We start from the raw sequence: 15418 nt of genomic DNA on the forward strand, positions 1-15418 counted from the left end.
TCGCATGGGCTTCGGGCGGATTGCCACGCTTACGATATTCATAACCGGGCTTCTCGCCGCGACTCCGGCCCAGGCGGCGGACGAAGCTTTGGTGTTCAAGCCGGCCAGCCAGTGGGCGCTCGATTACGGCGAAGACTATTGCCGGCTATCGCGCAGTTTCAGCGCCGATAGCAACACGCTGGCGCTGGCCTTCGAGCGCATCCAGCCAGGGCCGACAATGCGGCTGGTTCTGGTCGGCAAGGGCTTGCGGACCTATCGCAGCGCCGACGAGTTGGGCTGGAATTTCACGCCAGGCCAAGGGGAGCGCAAGACACGTTATGCCCGTGCCGAAATGGCCGACGGCAACGACTACTTCAATCTCGGACCGGTGACGATCGCACCCATCGCGGCGTCGGCGCCCGGCGCGCCACCGATTCCACCGCCCTACGACCGCGAGGCCGAACAGGCCGCCGCCAAAGCCCTGAGCGGCCTGCAGATCGCCGGCGGTCTGGTCGCACCGGTCGAGATCGACACCGGCTCGCTCGGCGCTCCCGTTGCCGCGCTGCAGGCCTGCGCCGACGATCTGGCCAAGACCTGGGGTCTCGATCCGGCGCGAATGGGCAAGGGCTCGACCCCGGCAGTTCCTGATGGCGGCGGCATCGGCTGGCTGCCGCAGGGGACAGTGCCGTTCGGCGACTTCTCCAAACTAACTGCAGGCTCGAATCAGGTCCGCCTGATGGTCGACGATTCAGGCAGGCCGACGGACTGCAAGATCCACTGGGCGACGCTGGACGCGGCGGTGAACGAGAAGATCTGCTCGACCCTGCTGGACAAGGCGCACTTCGCCCCCGCCAAGGACCCGGGCGGAAAGGCGATGCCGGGATTATGGATCGGCAGCCCGCTAATGCTCGGCCCGCCCTTCCCGGGCGGCAGGCGCGGGCGCTAGATGGCCTCCCGGGGCAGTCGCTCGAAAATCTGCACCGGTTCGCCGTCGGTTGGCATATTCGCCATGCGCAGCGGCACAAAGCCGAATTTTTCCGCCATGCGTAACGAGGGCGCGTTCTGCGGAGAGACGATGCAGACGATGCGCCGGGGACCGTGTTCGGCATCGAACCATGCGAGGATGGCGGTCATGGCCTCGCTGGCATAGCCCTTTCCGACATGGTCGTGGGCCATGATCCAGCCGGCCTCGGGGTTCAGGTCGAAATCGTCGCCCAGCCCGCGGTTGGAATGGAAAATCCCGATATTGCCGATCACTCGCGATTGTCCGCGCTCGCGGACGAGGAAGTTGCCGTAACCGTGGAAGTACCAACCGCCGGCGTTGCGGTGAAAGCGGGCGTAGTGGTCAGTCCAGCTCAGCGGTGGGCCGAGATGCGTCGCCGTCCGGGGATGGGTTACAAGCTCGTAAACCGCGCGCATGTCGTCGAAGCGCGGCTTCCACAGCTCGAGCCGCTCGGTCGTCAGCAAAGGCCGCTGACTCACACGAACTCCGAGACGAGGTGGATGACGACGCCCACCAGGCCGCCGACAAGGGTGCCGTTGAGGCGGATGAACTGGAGGTCGCGGCTCACCGCTCCTTCGATCCGGCCGGTCACCGTCTTCGCGTCCCAGCGGCGCACCGTTTCCGAGACCAGCTGTACGATCTGTCCGCCGTAGCGCGTGGCGACGCCGACTGCGGTGCGGCGAGCGAAGCGATTGACCTGGTCCTGCAGGGCCTCGTCCTCGCGCAGGGCCTGGCCGAGCTCGCCGATCATGCCCGCCAGTTGCCCGCCGAGCGCGCCCGCGCCCGGATTGCGGGCCGAGGCGATAAGCGCGGTGCGCAACCGTTCCCACACCCCCATCCACCACGCCGCCAGCGCGGGATTGGCGAGCAGGTCGTTCTTCATCGCCTCGACCTTCGCCCCCATGGCGGGATCGGTCTGCAAGTCGTGCGCCAGCTTTTCGAGCCCCTCCTCGATCTTGCCTCGCAAGGGGTGGTCGGGGTTCACCAGCACCTCGGCGAGCAGCCGGTAAAGCCCGTCGAGCACCGAATTGGCCAGCCGTTCGTCGAGGCCGGTCCAGCGCACCACCGAGTTGGCCTTGTCGTGGATGATCTGGCGGACCATGTTCTCGTTGTCTTCGAGCGTCAGACCGGCCCAGCGGATCAGCGCGTCGATCAGCGGCAGGTGGCGCTTGTCGGCAATCGCCCCGGCCAGCATCTGACCGAGCAGCGGCGAAACCTCGAGCTTTTCGACCTGGTGCAGCAGACCGGCGCGGACTTGCCCGCCGAGCCGCTCGGGATCGAGCGATTCGAGCACTTCGGCGAGGATCCCCCCGGCTCCGCTGCGAATGCGGGAGCCCTCACCCTTCGCTGGGCGGGAGAGAAAGTCGCCGGTGGCCTTCGCCAGATTCATCGCCCGCATCCGCCGGGCGACGACGACGGGCGTGAGGAAGTTGGTCCGCAGGAAGTTCGCCATCGTGTCGGCGATGCGGTCCTTGTTTTCCGGGATGATCGCGGTGTGCGGGATCGGCAGGCCCAGCGGGCGGCGGAACAGCGCGGTCACCGCGAACCAGTCTGCCAGGCCGCCGACCATCGCCGCCTCGGAAAAGGCCAGGACGTAGCCCCAGGCAGGATGGGTTTCGAGCATGGACCGGGCCAGCGCAAACAGCCCGGCCATCGACACCAGCAGGCCGGTGGCGATGCGGCGCATGGTCCGGGCCCGATCTGGAAGAACGAGAGGTTTGCTCACAGCGACAGGGCTGCCCGCCGCGGCCGGCCGGGTCAAGGCGTCACTCGGCCGGGAGCGCCCCACGCTGCGGCGCCTCACCGTCGGTCCGGTCGTCGCCCGGCTTGTAGGTCAGAATGCGGTCGCGCAGCCACGGCCCGAGGCGCTTTTCGAGCCCGTCGGCCAGGCTGAAGCCCGCGGGGACGATGAGCAGGGTCAGCAGCGTCGAGAGCGTCAGGCCGCCGATAACGATCGTGCCCATCGGCGCGCGCCAGGCGGAATCGCCAGCCAGCGAGATGGCCGTGGGTATCATCCCGGCAGTCATCGCCACCGTGGTCATGACGATCGGCTGGGCGCGTTTGTGCCCGGCTTCGATGATGGCCTCGCGCTTGGTCTTGCCGGTGGCCATTTCCTCGATCGCAAAGTCGATGAGCAGGATCGAGTTTTTGGCGACGATTCCGAACAGCATGAGGATGCCGATGAAAACCGGAAGCGAAATCGGCTGCCCCACGACGAACAGGAACAGCAGCCCGCCGAGCGGGGCGAGGAACAGCGAACCCATGTTGACCAGCGGCGAAACCAGCCGGCGGTAAAGCAGAACCAGCACCGAGAAGACCAGCAGAATGGCCGCCGCCAGCGCCACCACGAAGTTCTTGAGCAGCTCGGCCTGCCATTCATCCTCCCCGACGGGCGCGTTCGACACGCCCGAGGGTAGGTTCCGCATGATCGGCAAGCGGTTGATCGCCGACTTGACGTCACCGCTGGCGAAGCCGGGCGCCACGTCGGCACTGACGAAGACCCGGCGGTTCTGGTTGTAGCGCTGGATGCTTGTCGGACCTTCGCCGAAAGTGATGTCGGCCACGCGCTCGAGCGGGACCGAGCCGCCCGCCGACGTCGGCACCGGCAGGTTGCGAATTACCGACATGTCGCGCCGCGAATCCTCGCTCAGCCGGACCCGGATCGGGACCTGCCGGTCGGACAGCGAAAACTTCGCCGCGTTCTGGTCGATATCGCCGAGCGTGGCGATGCGGATGGCCTGGCTCAGCGCGCTGGTCGACACGCCGAGACTCTGTGCCAGATCTTCGCGCGGCTTGACGATCAGTTCGGGCCGCTGGAGATCGAGTTCGACGCGCGGCGCCACGGCGCCGGGCACATCCTTCATCTGTTCGACCAGCGTGTTGGCAGCCGCGTCGAGCTTGATGGGATCGGACCCCGAAAGCATGATCGAAATGCCCCGGCCGGTCCCGCCCCCGCCGCCCTGCTGGTTCTGGAAGCTTGCCCGCACGTCGGGCAGGGACTGGAGGTAGGGCGTCATTTCCTCCTCGAACTGCTTGCTCGTGCGTTCCCTGTCGTCCCGGAGCACGAGGCGGACCATGCCGCTGCCCTCGTTGACGATGCCCAGGGCGAGTTCGACTTCCTGTTCCTTCTTCATCCGCTCTGCGATCGTCTCGATCACCCGGTCGGTCTGCTCCAGCGTGGTGCCGGGCACCATGGAGACGCGAATCATCGAGAAGTCGCTGTCGTTGTTGGGGAAGAACTGCTTGGGAATGGCCATGAACTGCAGCGCGGTCAGGGTCAGCGCGACCACCCCGACGAGCATCATCCAGACCCGGTGATCGCCGCGGAATCGCGCGGCGTAGCGTTCATTGCGATAGGCATAGGCCTCGGCGAAATGCCGCCCGAGCAGGTGCGCCGCGAGAACAAGCACGCGGGCTATCAGGCGCGCTGCGAACCAGCCCGCCGCCAGCGCCACCGCGAGTCCCGCGAGCAGGAAAACCAGCGCGACCAGCCCGGCGATTACCTGACCGAGAAGTTCGGGCAGCGCCCCCAGGAAGCCAAGCCAGAACTGCGGCGTGACAAGCGAACCTACCAAGGTATCGAGAGCATACCCCACGCCCGCGAAGCCGGCGAAGGCGGCCGCCAGCACGACGAGACGGAAGACCAGCGCCACCGGGAAGTGCCACCAGTCCGACTCGACCGGAGTCAGCCGGGCGCGCAGCGCGTCGGCCTTGCTGGTGTCCAGAGACCAGTGCAGCACCGACATGTAGCGGTCCATCAACCGCCCCTCGCCGTGAGCCTGGTGGCCCTTCGCCTTGAGGAAATAGGCCGCGACCATCGGCGTGATGAGGCGCGCCACGGCCAGGCTCATCAGCACCGAGGCGACCACGGTCAGGCCGAAATTTTTGAAGAACTGGCCGGCGACCCCAGGCATCAGCCCGACCGGAAGGAACACGGCGACAATCGAAAAGGTGGTGGCGACCACCGCCAGGCCGATCTCGTCGGCGGCGTCGATCGACGCCTGGTACGCGCTCTTGCCCATTCGCATGTGTCTGACGATGTTCTCGATCTCGACGATTGCGTCGTCGACCAGAACGCCGGCGACGAGACCGAGCGCGAGCAGGGACATCTGATTGAGCGAAAAGCCCAGCAGGTCCATGAACCAGAAGGTGGGGATGGCGGAGAGCGGGATTGCCAGCGCTGCGATGATCGTCGCCCGCCAGTCGCGCAGGAACAGGAACACCACGACGACGGCAAGCACGGCACCCTCGATCATCGCCGCCATCGAGCTCTCGTACTGCTGCTTGGTGTAGTCGACCTGGGTGAACAGCCGGGTAAAGGTAATGCCGGGATTTTCCTTCTCGAGCTGCTTCAGCTCCTTGACGACGCCGTCGTACACGGTGACGTCGGATTCTCCGCGGGCGCGGGTGACCGAGAAGGTGACGATCTGTTTGCCGTTGAGCTTGGCGAGCGAACGCAATTCGCCGTAGCTGTCGGTCACCTTGGCAATATCGGCCAGCTTGATCGTCCGCCCACCGCCGATCGCGATTTGCGTCTGCGAAAGGTCGTAGGCCGAGGCGGCGTTGCCCAGGACGCGGACGGACTGCCGTGAACCGGCGATTTCGGCGCGGCCGCCGGCGGCGTTCGTGTTGAGGGTGCGCAGAGTCTGGTTGACCTGGCTGGCCGTCACCCCGAGCGACTGCATCTTGGCCGGGTCGAGAATGACCAGAATCTCGCGGTCGACCCCGCCGTTGCGGCTGACTTCGGCGAGCCCGTCGACCGTGAGCAGGCGCTTGGCGACGGTGTCGTCGATGAACCACGAGAGCTGCTCGATCGTCATGTCGTCGGCGGCGACGCCGAAGTAGACGATCGGCTGCGAACTTGTCCTCTGTTTGGAAACCCGCGGTTCGAGAATCCCATCGGGGAGTTCGCCGCGAATCTGGTCGATCGCGGCTTTGGCCTCGTTCACCGCCTCGTTGATGTCGGTGCCGAGTTCGAACTCGATCTGCGTGCTCGAACTGCCCTCTGAGGCGGTTGAGCTGATGTTCTGCACCCCGTCGAGCGTCTGCACGGCCGCCTCGACGCGTTGGGTGATCTGGTTCTCGATTTCGCTGGGCGCAGCGCCCGGCTGCGAGATATTGACGTTGACCACCGGGAACTCGATGTCCGGCCGGTCCTGGACGTCCATCTGGTTGAACGAAAAAAGGCCGGCCAGCAAAAGACCCACGAAGGCGACGATCGGGACGATCGGGTTGCGGATCGACCAGGCGGATATGTTGCGGAAGGCCATGCGCGAGGGCCTAGCGGCGCGAGGTGACGGGTTTGACGGTGTCACCTTCCGACAGGAAGCCCCCGGCACGCTCGACGATCTTCTCGTTCCCGGAGAGGCCCTCGACCACAGCGATACCGGTGTCGGTCACCAGCCCCGTCTTTATCGGACGCCGTACCACCTTGTTATCCTTGCCGACGATGTACACGTAGCTGCCCTTGTCGTCGGACATGATCGCGCTTTCCGGCAGTAGCGGAGCGGAAATCGTCCCACTGTCGATCACGGCGGAGGCGAAGCCGCCGGGACGCAGCGCTGGCGCATAGGCCAGCGCGATGCGGGCGTTGCCCTGCCGCGTCTGGGGGTCGATCACGGGCGACTTCTGCCAGATCTGCCCGGTAAACGACTTGTCGGTCCCGACAGGAGTGACCGTGGCGCTGGCGCCGAGGGGAACGGACGCGAGTTCGCTCTCGCCGAGCTTGGCGAGCAGTTCCATCTCGCCGCCCTTGGCGATCGAGAACAGCACGCCCGAACCCGCTCCCACGGTCTGGCCGGGTTCGACGTTGCGTTCGAGCAAGAGGCCCGCTGCGGGCGCTACGATGTTGAGCTGCGCGTTTCGCGCCCGCCGCTCGCCAAGTTGCGCTTCGGCGACGCGAACGCGGGCTACGGCCGCGTCGCGCGTCGCGGTCAGGCGATCAAGGTCGGCTTTGGAAATGAACCCACGATCGACCAGCTTCAGCGCGCGGTCGAGATTGGCCTGTGCCAGTTCGGCATCGGCCCGGGCTACCTGCAACTGAGCGGCCTGGCCGGCAGTCTGCTGGACCTGCACCGACCGATCGATAACCGCCAGCACCTGGCCGGCTTTGACCCAGTCGCCCGCATCCACGGGTACCGAAATCACCCGGCCGCCTTCGCCGACGCTGCCGACCGGCAGTTCGCGGCGCGCGGCAATCGTTCCCGTGGCGTTGATCGTGCCGGCGATGGTGCCCTCTCCGGGCGAAACGACGGTCACGACAGGAACCTGACCGGTGCGCGCGCCGAAATCCGGTTCCTCGCCGCCGGTGGCGAAGGCGAAATAGGCGACAAGCACCAGAACGGCGGCAACGGCCGCGATGACGATGTTGCGCCGCTTGTGACGCGCCCCTGCCTCCGCTTCCTCGAGAGAAGGGGACTGCCCGTCGGCACCGTCCAGACTGACTGTCGTCTCGTAGTTCATTCGCGCTTTCGAGCCTCACTGCCCGCCCCGGCGGACATAACACAGTTAACGCCGGCCCGCACGGCGAAGGTGCGGCCGGTTCGCCTGGGCGCATACTGCGCTGCAATATGCGGCGCAATCCGCTCTTCTATAGACGGCCGAGCCAAGCCGACGAGTAATAAATTGTCGTAAGCGACAAAAGGGGCGGCCCGCCATCGCGGACCGCCCCCCTCTTTACTGCAGTGTTTCGGCTTCGGCCTAGCGCACGCTGCCGCGCTGGAACAGATTGACGATGCCCAGCAGCACGATCGCGCCGACGATGGCGATAATGAAGCCGGTGAGATTGAACGTCTGGATCGTTCCTTCGACGTTGAAGATCCAGCCGGCCAGCAAGTTGCCGAGCAGCGCGCCGATGATGCCGACGATGATGTTCATGAAGATGCCCATCGAGGCATCGCGCCGCATGACAATGGAGGCAAGCCATCCGGCCACGCCGCCGACGATAATAGCGATAATCCAGCCCATATCCGTATTCCTCCTGCAAATTCGGTTTTATTCTCTCGAACTGCTGGGAAAACGTAGGATGGACGTGAGTGTTCCCCGCACCCGCTGACGACTCGCCGACGTATGGGTGCAAGCAACTGAAAGCTAATGGAATATCAGTACTTGAGCTGACGTTCGTAAAGGTCGCGATAATGCTGGATGCGGGTGACCCGCAGGCCCTGCATGCCCGAGCGGTCGACGGCACGCTGCCACGACGCGAACTCCTCGAGCGTCAGGTTATAGCGCTCGAGAACCTCGTCGATGGTCAGCAGGCCGCCATTGACGGCAGCCACGACCTCGGCCTTGCGCCGCACCACCCAGCGCTTGGTCTGGGGCGACGGAAGGTCCCTGATCGTGAGCGGCTCGCCGAGCGGGCCGATCACTTGCGCAGGACGGATTTTCTGGTTCTCGATCATCAATTTCCCCGGACGCTGTCCGCACCTCGTTCTACGTGTTGGTTCGCCATGCCGCTGGGTGCTTTGCCATCCGCTAAAGCATCGAGGTTAACGCCCTGTTTGCCGTCGCCGAGCGCAGCAATGTGCCGCGCGCAACTCGGGTTAAAGCTCCCCTCGCCCTGCTCGTCGAGCCCGTGCAAAGCGATGCGCAGATCGCGCGCCGCATCGAGCTTGGCGACCAGGTCCGACCAGCTGACCGGCCGAAGACCGCCGTCGGCCTCTTCGGCATGATCGAGCGGCCGCGCGGTGCCTTGTTTGTGGAACTTGGCTTCGAACATGTCCTTGCCGATAGCGGGCAAGCGTCAAGAACCGGTAAAGCCGCCGTTTACCCTGCATTATCTCCTTGCCTTTGCCGCGTCGCCTCCGGGCGTGTAAGGGGCGCGCCATCGTGTCCGCTATCGCCTCCGCCCCCGCCTCGTTGGCCGTCGATCCCGCGGCTTTGTTCGACCTGCCCCGGCCGGCCGGCGAATGCCGCATTGTCGTCGCCATGTCCGGCGGGGTCGACAGCTCGATGGTCGCCGCCCTGGCGAGCCGCAGCGGCGCCGAAGTCATCGGCGTAACGCTGCAGCTCTACGACTACGGCGCCGCCACCGGACGCAAGGGCGCGTGCTGCGCCGGCGACGACATCCGCGACGCGCGCACGGTCGCCGACCGACTCGGCTTCGCGCACTACGTGTTCGACCACGAGAGCGCGTTCCGCGAGGAAGTGGTCGAAACATTCGCCGACGACTACCTCGCCGGGCGCACGCCCATCCCTTGCATCCGCTGCAACATGGGGCCGAAATTCACCGATCTTCTGGACATGGCGCGCGAACTCGGCGCCGACTGCCTCGCCACCGGCCACTACGTGCGCCGCCTGGAGGGGCCTGCCGGACCCGAACTGCACCGGGCGCTCGATCCGGCGCGCGACCAGTCTTATTTCCTCTATGCGACGACCGATGAGCAACTCGATTACCTGCGCTTCCCGCTCGGCGGCTTGCCCAAGGCCGAAGTGCGGCAGATCGCCGCCGAATTCGGCCTCGCCGTCGCTGCAAAGCCGGATAGCCAGGACATCTGTTTCGTTCCCGACGGCGACTATGCGAAAATCGTACGTTCGGTGCGGCCCGAGGGGGTCCGGGCAGGAAGCATCGTCCATGCGACAAGCGGCGAAGTGCTCGGGCAGCATGCGGGTGTGATCCATTTCACCGTGGGCCAGCGCCGCGGGCTCGAGATCGGCGGCCAGGCCGAACCGCTCTATGTCGTCTCGCTCGATGCCGAGCGGGCTGAGGTGCGCGTCGGCCCGAAGCGGCTCCTGGCGGTCGGGGCCGCGCGGCTGATCGAGACCAACCGCATAGGTCCGCTCCCCGATGCGCCGCTGACGGCCAAGGTCCGTTCGCTCGCCCGGCCGGTTCCAGTGGTGCTCGACGGTCCCCTCGGCGCAGGAGCAGCAACGACCATTCGTTTCCCGCAGCCTGAATGTGGGGTCGCACCCGGCCAAGCGGCGGTGCTCTACGCCGGCGACCGGGTGGTCGGCGGCGGCTGGATCGAAGCGACCGAGCCCGGCTGAAGGTCAGCCGGAGGGCACCCGATCCGCCCGCGAATGGAGGTGTCCGCGAGACCGCGCCAGCTTGTCCCAGGCCCGCGCAAGCTTGTCGGCCGACTCGCGCCGGCCGCTGTCGCGAAAAGCCTGTTCGAGTCGCTCCAGCTCCTGACACAAGACGTCGGTCGGCACATGGTCGCCGAGGGCGGACAGGCTGTTGACCACAGCCCGTTCGATCTTGTCCTGCATTTCGGAAGGCACCTTGGCGAAGGCGCGGGAGAGTCCCTTGCCGATCTCGGCGAGGCTCTGCTGCTGCATCGATTCGGATGCTACCACCATCAGCGATTCGTAAGCGCAAGCGATGTGATCCATCAGCGTGTCGCGGCAATAGACCCGGCTTTCCGGGCAATCCTTCGCCGCCAGCTGTCCGCGCGGCCCCCAGGTGAAAAGGAGGTCGTTGAGAGCGTGAATGGCAATCAGACCGGCGGCCGGATTGGATTTGGCGGTCGATACCGAAGTCCAGCCGATGTTTCCAAGCTGATCGACGCCGAACATCGGGTCCCTGGTAAGCTCGCGCCGCCGCGCAACCCGTATCGCATTGCGGATGCGGTTTTCCTCGCTCTCGCCCAAGGGGGCCCCGCCCACGACCCGCGCCGCGACTTCGCCGTGGCAAATCGGCGCCCCGAGCGGTTTTTCGATCACGATTTTGCGATCGGCGTCCTGCTCGGCAATCTCCTTCAGCGGCGCGAAGTCGATGTGCACCACATAGCCGAAACCATGGCTGACGATTTCCTGCCCGCCCGGCAGCCCCGGCTTGCAAGGCTGCACGCCGGAACGGTGTCGCAATTGGCGCTCGCGCGCGGTGATCGTGGCGTCGTGAATCGTGGCGATGATCGACGAAGGCCGCGTCTGATCGAGCGTCGAGTAGATCAGCGCCACGAGCAGCACGAGGCAGATGATTGCCAGCAGCAGGCAGACGCTGGTGGCGAGCACCGGCACCGCATCCTTCTTGGAAAGGCCGAGACAGGTCAGGGCGAAGAGCGAAGACCCGACGAAGAAACCAAAGAAGGTCTGGTTGGAACGCCGCCGCATGTACTGATCGACGATCTGGTTGGTCAGCGCGGCGGAACTCTGTTGCACCGCCAGCAGCAGGATCGAGAAGGTGATCGAACTCATCGTCACGAGGCTTGTGGCGACCGTCGACATCAGCTGCGACGCCCGGTCCGTATCGCCGATGAACGAATCGAGCGCGCGTCGCCACGAACTCCACTCTCCCCGCTGGCCGGCGGCGGTATCGACCATGCTGATGCCCCAGGCAGCGACGAGAAATGCCGCCACCTCCGCGGTCGGTACCGCGAGGAATTCAGAAAAGCTGCGCCGTATGGTGTCGAACAACTTTTTCACAACCAAGCCCCGTTGCCCAACCGGTCATTCCCGGTTTTCCGACAAAAACCGCTCGGCGCGGGGTCCGTTCCGGCGCGCTACTCAGACCAGGGTTCGAGAACGCACCCATAGCCCTTGCGGTAACGCGCGGTCTCGCTGGCGAGCAGAGGCACGTACGCGGTGACCGATTTCTCGTCTGCGTCTTCGCTGAGGAAGACTGCTTCCATGCCCGGTTCGAAATCCTTCTTGCAGTCGGACAGGCCGCGTCCGGCGAGGTAGCGGCACGAGCAGGCGACGTGGGCGCCGTAGGCCGCCCCGGTCTCCGCCCGGCCGTAGATCGGCTCGCGGAAGAACCAGCCGGACACGAGCACGACGAAGGCCAGCGCGAGAATGATCTTGAGCCACCTTGGCCGGGAGCGCTGAGCTGAAGTCTTTGCGGTTGCCATTGCGAAGCGCCTGAAGGATGGAAGGCGCCCCGATGACGCCTCGCCATTTCCCTAGCCTTGCCGCAGCCCTGCTTCCAGCCCTGTTGCTGGCTGCTTGCGGCGACCCGGGCCCGCCACCCGAGCCACCGCTGCCGCCCGGCGCGCTCGAGGCGGTGAGCGCCGATCCCGGCGCCTCGCGCGAGAAGCTGGCCCGCGCGGTCGATGCGCTGTTCAACGACGAGGGCATCGGCGAAACCCGCGCCGTGCTGGTGCTCCACGACGGCGAGATCGCCGCCGAGCGCTACGAAGCCGGCTACGGCAAGCAAACCCCCTTCATCGGCTGGTCGATGTCGAAGACGGTTACCGGCCTGCTGATCGGCGCGCTCGTCGCCGAGGGACGGCTGCACCTCGACCGCTCGCCGCCGATCCCGGCCTGGCAGCGCTCGGGCGACCCGCGCGGCGAGATCACACTGCGCCAGTTGCTGCAGATGCGATCGGGCCTGCGCCACCAGGAGATGGCCGACCCGATCTACACCTCGGGCGAAGTGCGCATGATGTTCCTCGACGGGCGCGATGACATGGCCGCCTGGGCCGAAGCCGCGCCGCTCGAGCACGAGGCCGGGCGTGTGTTCCAGTATTCGACCCCCACCGCGATGATTCTCTCGGACATCGCCGCGCGGATTCTCGCCCCCGACGGCAGCGCCGACGAGCGCCGCGCGGCGGTCGACGAGTTCATGGTCTCGCGCCTGTCGGCGCCGCTACGCGCGCCCTCGCTGCGCGGCGAATACGATGCCTCGGGCACGATGCTCGGCGGCTCGATGATCTGGGCCACGGCGCGCGACTGGGCCAAGGTCGGTGAATTGATGCGCCACAAGGGCTCGGTACGCGGCACACAGCTCGTCCCGCGCAGTTGGGCCGAGTTCATGACCCGGCCCAGCCCGCGCAAGGCCGACTACGGCGCGATGACCTGGCTCAACCGCAAGTCGGACAGCGAGAAGGTCGTGCTGTTCCCCGACCAGGGGCCCGCCGACGCGTTCGCGCTGGTCGGGCACCTCGGCCAGTACGTGATCGTCTCGCCGAGCCAGGGACTGACCATCGTGCGGCTCGGCCATACCGAAGATAGCCAGCGCCGCGCACTGGTCGACGACCTGGCGAAGATCGCCGCGCTCTACCCCTCGAGGAAATAGGTCCCTTCGACCACCGTCGCGCAGTGGCCGCCGAGCCAGGCGCGGTCGCCATCGAGCCGGCAGACCAAATCGCCGCCACGCTGCGAGGCCTGGTGCGCGGTGAAGCGCTCGCGGCCGAGCCGCGCGGCCCAAAACGGGGTCAGCGCGGCGTGCGCCGAACCGGTCACGCTGTCCTCGTCGACCCCGGCGCCGGGGACGAACACCCGGCTCACGACGTCGCAGGAATCGCCCGGCGCGGTACAGATGTACTGGTGGTCGCCCAGCTCGGCCAAGCCCTTGAAGTCGGGCCGCAGCGCGCGGACTTCGCCCTCGTCCGCAAACAGGAAAATGGCGTAGCGGTCGGGGCTGACCCAGGTCTCGCGCGAAGTCCGCCCGAGCAGCACCACGGCTTCGGTGAAGCTGCCCCGCGCGGTCGAAATCGTCGGCAGGGCAAGCTCGTAACCGCCCTCGTCGAGCCGCTTCACCTCGAGCACGCCCGCCTGGCGGGTCCGGAACGTGACTCTGTCGCCGCCGTCGCGGGTGAGCACGACATGGCCCGATGCGAGCGTAGCATGACCGCACAGACGGATTTCGCAGGCCGGGGTGAACCAGCGCAGTTCCCAGTCGGCCGCATCGCTCGCGTCCGGCACGAGGAAGGCGGTCTCGGCGAACTTGTTCTCTTCGGCGATCGCCTGCAGCAGCTCGTCGGGGAGCCATTCGTCGAGCGGCATGACCCCTGCCTGGTTGCCGGCGAAGGGGCGATCCGAGAAAGCATCGACGTGCCAATAGGGCCGCTTCATGTGACTGCACTCCCGTCCTGCGGCAAAAGCTCTTCCGCCGCCGCGCCCGTCTCGTCGACGAGACCAATCGGATCGGTATGGATCAGCACCTCCACGCCGGGGAATTCGCGGTCCAGCCGGTCCTCGATCTTGTCCATCACGACATGGGCCTGGGCGACCGTCATCTGCGGATCGACCGAAATATGGAACTGGGCGAAATCGTGCACGCCGCTGGTCCGGGTCCGCAGATCGTGCATCCCATGGACTTCCGGAATTCGCGCCAGCACCGCGATGAACTCGTCGCGCTTGTCGTCGGGCCATTCCCTGTCCATCAGGTGGTCGAGCGCCTCGCTCGATGCGCGCCACGCGCCCCAGGCGAGCCACAGCGCGATCATCAATCCGAAGGCGGGATCGGCACCGGCAATGCCGACGAAGCGGTCCAGCACCAGCGCGGCGATCACCGCGAGGTTGAGATAGAGGTCCGACTTGTAGTGGACGTTGTCGGTCTTGATCGCGATGCTGCCGGTCGAACGGATCACGTGGCGCTGCCAGGCGAGCAGCGCGAAGGTGCCGAGGATTGCCAGGGCGGACACCGCAATGCCTTCGTTGGCCGAAGCGACCCGCCCCCCGGAGATCAGTTCGCCCACCGCGCGATAGGCAATGCCCACGGCCGACAGCGTAATCAGCACGACCTGGAACAGCGCCGCCAGCGCTTCGGCCTTGCCATGCCCGAAGCGGTGATCCTCGTCGGCGGGCTGGGCGGCGATCCATACCCCGATCAGCGTGGCGATGCTGGCGACGAGGTCGAGCCCGGTGTCGGCCAGGCTTCCCAGCATGGCGGTCGAATCGGTCTTCCACACCGCCCAGATCTTCATCGCCGCCAGCACGCTGGCCATCGTGATCGAGGCGAACGCGGCGCTGCGGGTCAGCCGCGCGCGGGCGGCAGGATCGTCGGAAATCGCGGTCATGGATACAGCAGCGTGCTCGACCAGCCGCCATCGGGCCGGCGGTTAAACTGGCGCCGCTCGTGCAGCCGGTTGTCGCGGTCGAGCCAGAACTCGATCCGCTGCGGCAGGCAGCGGAAGCCGGTCCAGTGAAGCGGACGGGGGATTTCCTGTCCATCGTAGCGCGCCGCAAGCTCGTCGACCCGGGCGAGATAGGTCTTGCGATTCTCGAGCGGGCGCGACTGATCCGAGGCCGCCGAGCCGAGCTGCGAGAGCGGGTGCCGCGAATGGAAGTAATCGTCGGCCTCCTGCGCGGTGACCTCGCTCAGCGGGCCTTCGATGCGGACCTGGCGGCGCAGGCTCTTCCAATGGAACAGCAGCGCGGCGCGCCGATTGGCGAGAATCTCCTGCCCCTTGCGGCTTTGAACATTGGTGTAGAACACGAAGCCCTCGGGCCCGTGGCCCTTGAGCAGGACCATCCGCACCGAAGGCGCGCCATCCGGCGTCGCTGTGGCGAGCGCCATGGCATTAGCATCGTTCGGCTCGCTCGCCCGCGCCTCGGCGAACCAGGCGTCGAACAACGCGGCAGGATCGCTGTGAGGGATCGCCTCCTGTTCGGCGGTCATGCCGAAACCCCCCGAACAGCCCCGATGATCGCGCCGGCCATGCGAATCGCGGCTCGGGAGAGATTCCCCGAATGCGGGGCGGGTGCGGCGCAGGAGGCGATTCTCGATAGCATGCAGCGACGCTGGCAGAATGACGGCATCGAGGAAAGTGTCGC

Annotated in this window: 15 protein-coding genes; 3 read left to right on the forward strand and 12 right to left on the reverse strand. The window is 66.4% G+C overall.

Features of this window, described 5'->3' with window-relative positions; translation table 11 throughout:
• The first annotated feature begins 4 nt into the window (after window positions 1-4).
• Window positions 5-925 carry a hypothetical protein gene (locus Q7I88_RS02710; protein WP_305097500.1) on the forward strand — a complete coding sequence of 307 codons (921 nt, stop codon included), beginning with the start codon at window positions 5-7 and terminating at the stop codon, window positions 923-925.
• Here Q7I88_RS02710 and Q7I88_RS02715 read toward each other — a convergent pair.
• From Q7I88_RS02715 to Q7I88_RS02745, 7 genes are all read right to left on the reverse strand, one after another.
• Window positions 922-1461: a GNAT family N-acetyltransferase gene (locus tag Q7I88_RS02715; RefSeq protein WP_305097501.1), complete on the reverse strand. Its 540-nt coding sequence runs from the start codon at window positions 1459-1461 to the stop codon at window positions 922-924. The two genes, Q7I88_RS02710 and Q7I88_RS02715, sit on opposite strands and share 4 nt — an antisense overlap.
• A complete protein-coding gene (locus Q7I88_RS02720; RefSeq protein WP_305097502.1) occupies window positions 1458-2669 on the reverse strand; it encodes a DUF445 domain-containing protein in 1212 nt (403 codons plus the stop codon). Before Q7I88_RS02720 ends, Q7I88_RS02715 begins: the two co-directional genes overlap by 4 nt.
• Before the next feature lie 79 nt (window positions 2670-2748).
• Entirely contained in the window at window positions 2749-6252 is a 3504-nt protein-coding gene (locus tag Q7I88_RS02725) for an efflux RND transporter permease subunit (RefSeq protein WP_305097503.1), read from the reverse strand.
• Window positions 6253-6262: 10 nt separating this feature from the next.
• Entirely contained in the window at window positions 6263-7444 is a 1182-nt protein-coding gene (locus tag Q7I88_RS02730; RefSeq protein ID WP_305097504.1) for an efflux RND transporter periplasmic adaptor subunit, read from the reverse strand.
• A gap of 237 nt (window positions 7445-7681) precedes the next feature.
• Window positions 7682-7948 carry a GlsB/YeaQ/YmgE family stress response membrane protein gene (locus tag Q7I88_RS02735; RefSeq protein WP_305097505.1) on the reverse strand — a complete coding sequence of 89 codons (267 nt, stop codon included), beginning with the start codon at window positions 7946-7948 and terminating at the stop codon, window positions 7682-7684.
• A 134-nt stretch (window positions 7949-8082) separates the two neighbouring features.
• A complete protein-coding gene (sciP, locus tag Q7I88_RS02740) occupies window positions 8083-8382 on the reverse strand; it encodes a CtrA inhibitor SciP (protein WP_305097506.1) in 300 nt (99 codons plus the stop codon).
• Window positions 8382-8699 carry a hypothetical protein gene (locus Q7I88_RS02745; RefSeq protein WP_305097507.1) on the reverse strand — a complete coding sequence of 106 codons (318 nt, stop codon included), beginning with the start codon at window positions 8697-8699 and terminating at the stop codon, window positions 8382-8384. The genes sciP and Q7I88_RS02745 overlap by 1 nt, the downstream gene beginning before the upstream one ends.
• 110 nt (window positions 8700-8809) lie before the next feature.
• Here Q7I88_RS02745 and mnmA point away from each other — a divergent pair, with 110 nt between their 5' ends.
• Window positions 8810-9967: a tRNA 2-thiouridine(34) synthase MnmA gene (gene mnmA / locus Q7I88_RS02750; RefSeq protein ID WP_439648355.1), complete on the forward strand. Its 1158-nt coding sequence runs from the start codon at window positions 8810-8812 to the stop codon at window positions 9965-9967.
• A 3-nt stretch (window positions 9968-9970) separates the two neighbouring features.
• On the opposite strand, the gene Q7I88_RS02755 is transcribed toward mnmA, so the two are convergent.
• Window positions 9971-11344 carry a DUF2254 family protein gene (locus tag Q7I88_RS02755; RefSeq protein ID WP_305097508.1) on the reverse strand — a complete coding sequence of 458 codons (1374 nt, stop codon included), beginning with the start codon at window positions 11342-11344 and terminating at the stop codon, window positions 9971-9973.
• Window positions 11345-11421: 77 nt separating this feature from the next.
• Window positions 11422-11769, reverse strand: coding sequence for a hypothetical protein (locus Q7I88_RS02760; protein WP_305097509.1), 348 nt, complete (start codon window positions 11767-11769; stop codon window positions 11422-11424).
• A gap of 32 nt (window positions 11770-11801) precedes the next feature.
• On the opposite strand from Q7I88_RS02760, the gene Q7I88_RS02765 reads away from it, so the two are divergent.
• The gene (locus Q7I88_RS02765) at window positions 11802-12935 is read left to right on the forward strand and encodes a serine hydrolase domain-containing protein (RefSeq protein ID WP_305097510.1); all 1134 of its coding nucleotides are present in this window, start codon (window positions 11802-11804) and stop codon (window positions 12933-12935) included.
• On the opposite strand, the gene Q7I88_RS02770 is transcribed toward Q7I88_RS02765, so the two are convergent.
• The 3 genes from Q7I88_RS02770 to pdxH are packed head-to-tail and all read right to left on the reverse strand — an operon-like array spanning window position 12917 to window position 15263.
• Window positions 12917-13714, reverse strand: a complete 798-nt coding sequence (locus Q7I88_RS02770) for a PhzF family phenazine biosynthesis protein (RefSeq protein WP_305097511.1) — start codon at window positions 13712-13714, stop codon at window positions 12917-12919. The genes Q7I88_RS02765 and Q7I88_RS02770 overlap by 19 nt on opposite strands.
• A complete protein-coding gene (locus tag Q7I88_RS02775; RefSeq protein WP_305097512.1) occupies window positions 13711-14661 on the reverse strand; it encodes a cation diffusion facilitator family transporter in 951 nt (316 codons plus the stop codon). Before Q7I88_RS02775 ends, Q7I88_RS02770 begins: the two co-directional genes overlap by 4 nt.
• Window positions 14658-15263 (reverse strand): pyridoxamine 5'-phosphate oxidase, encoded by a 606-nt coding sequence (gene pdxH, locus Q7I88_RS02780; RefSeq protein ID WP_305097513.1) that lies wholly within the window; start codon window positions 15261-15263, stop codon window positions 14658-14660. Before pdxH ends, Q7I88_RS02775 begins: the two co-directional genes overlap by 4 nt.
• Window positions 15264-15418: the final 155 nt, after the last annotated feature.

This window comes from Croceibacterium aestuarii (assembly GCF_030657335.1).
Taxonomy (GTDB): domain Bacteria; phylum Pseudomonadota; class Alphaproteobacteria; order Sphingomonadales; family Sphingomonadaceae; genus Croceibacterium_B; species Croceibacterium_B aestuarii.

Coding starts and splice junctions, on each gene's coding strand:
- Q7I88_RS02725 (WP_305097503.1), bottom strand. CDS start 6,252: ATGGCCTTCCGCAACATATCCGCCTGGTCGATCCGCAACCCGATCGTC.
- Q7I88_RS02765 (WP_305097510.1), top strand. CDS start 11,802: ATGACGCCTCGCCATTTCCCTAGCCTTGCCGCAGCCCTGCTTCCAGCC.
- Q7I88_RS02710 (WP_305097500.1), top strand. CDS start 5: ATGGGCTTCGGGCGGATTGCCACGCTTACGATATTCATAACCGGGCTT.
- pdxH (WP_305097513.1), bottom strand. CDS start 15,263: ATGACCGCCGAACAGGAGGCGATCCCTCACAGCGATCCTGCCGCGTTG.
- Q7I88_RS02720 (WP_305097502.1), bottom strand. CDS start 2,669: ATGCGCCGCATCGCCACCGGCCTGCTGGTGTCGATGGCCGGGCTGTTT.
- Q7I88_RS02770 (WP_305097511.1), bottom strand. CDS start 13,714: ATGAAGCGGCCCTATTGGCACGTCGATGCTTTCTCGGATCGCCCCTTC.
- Q7I88_RS02760 (WP_305097509.1), bottom strand. CDS start 11,769: ATGGCAACCGCAAAGACTTCAGCTCAGCGCTCCCGGCCAAGGTGGCTC.
- Q7I88_RS02775 (WP_305097512.1), bottom strand. CDS start 14,661: ATGACCGCGATTTCCGACGATCCTGCCGCCCGCGCGCGGCTGACCCGC.
- Q7I88_RS02745 (WP_305097507.1), bottom strand. CDS start 8,699: ATGTTCGAAGCCAAGTTCCACAAACAAGGCACCGCGCGGCCGCTCGAT.
- Q7I88_RS02730 (WP_305097504.1), bottom strand. CDS start 7,444: ATGAACTACGAGACGACAGTCAGTCTGGACGGTGCCGACGGGCAGTCC.
- Q7I88_RS02735 (WP_305097505.1), bottom strand. CDS start 7,948: ATGGGCTGGATTATCGCTATTATCGTCGGCGGCGTGGCCGGATGGCTT.
- sciP (WP_305097506.1), bottom strand. CDS start 8,382: ATGATCGAGAACCAGAAAATCCGTCCTGCGCAAGTGATCGGCCCGCTC.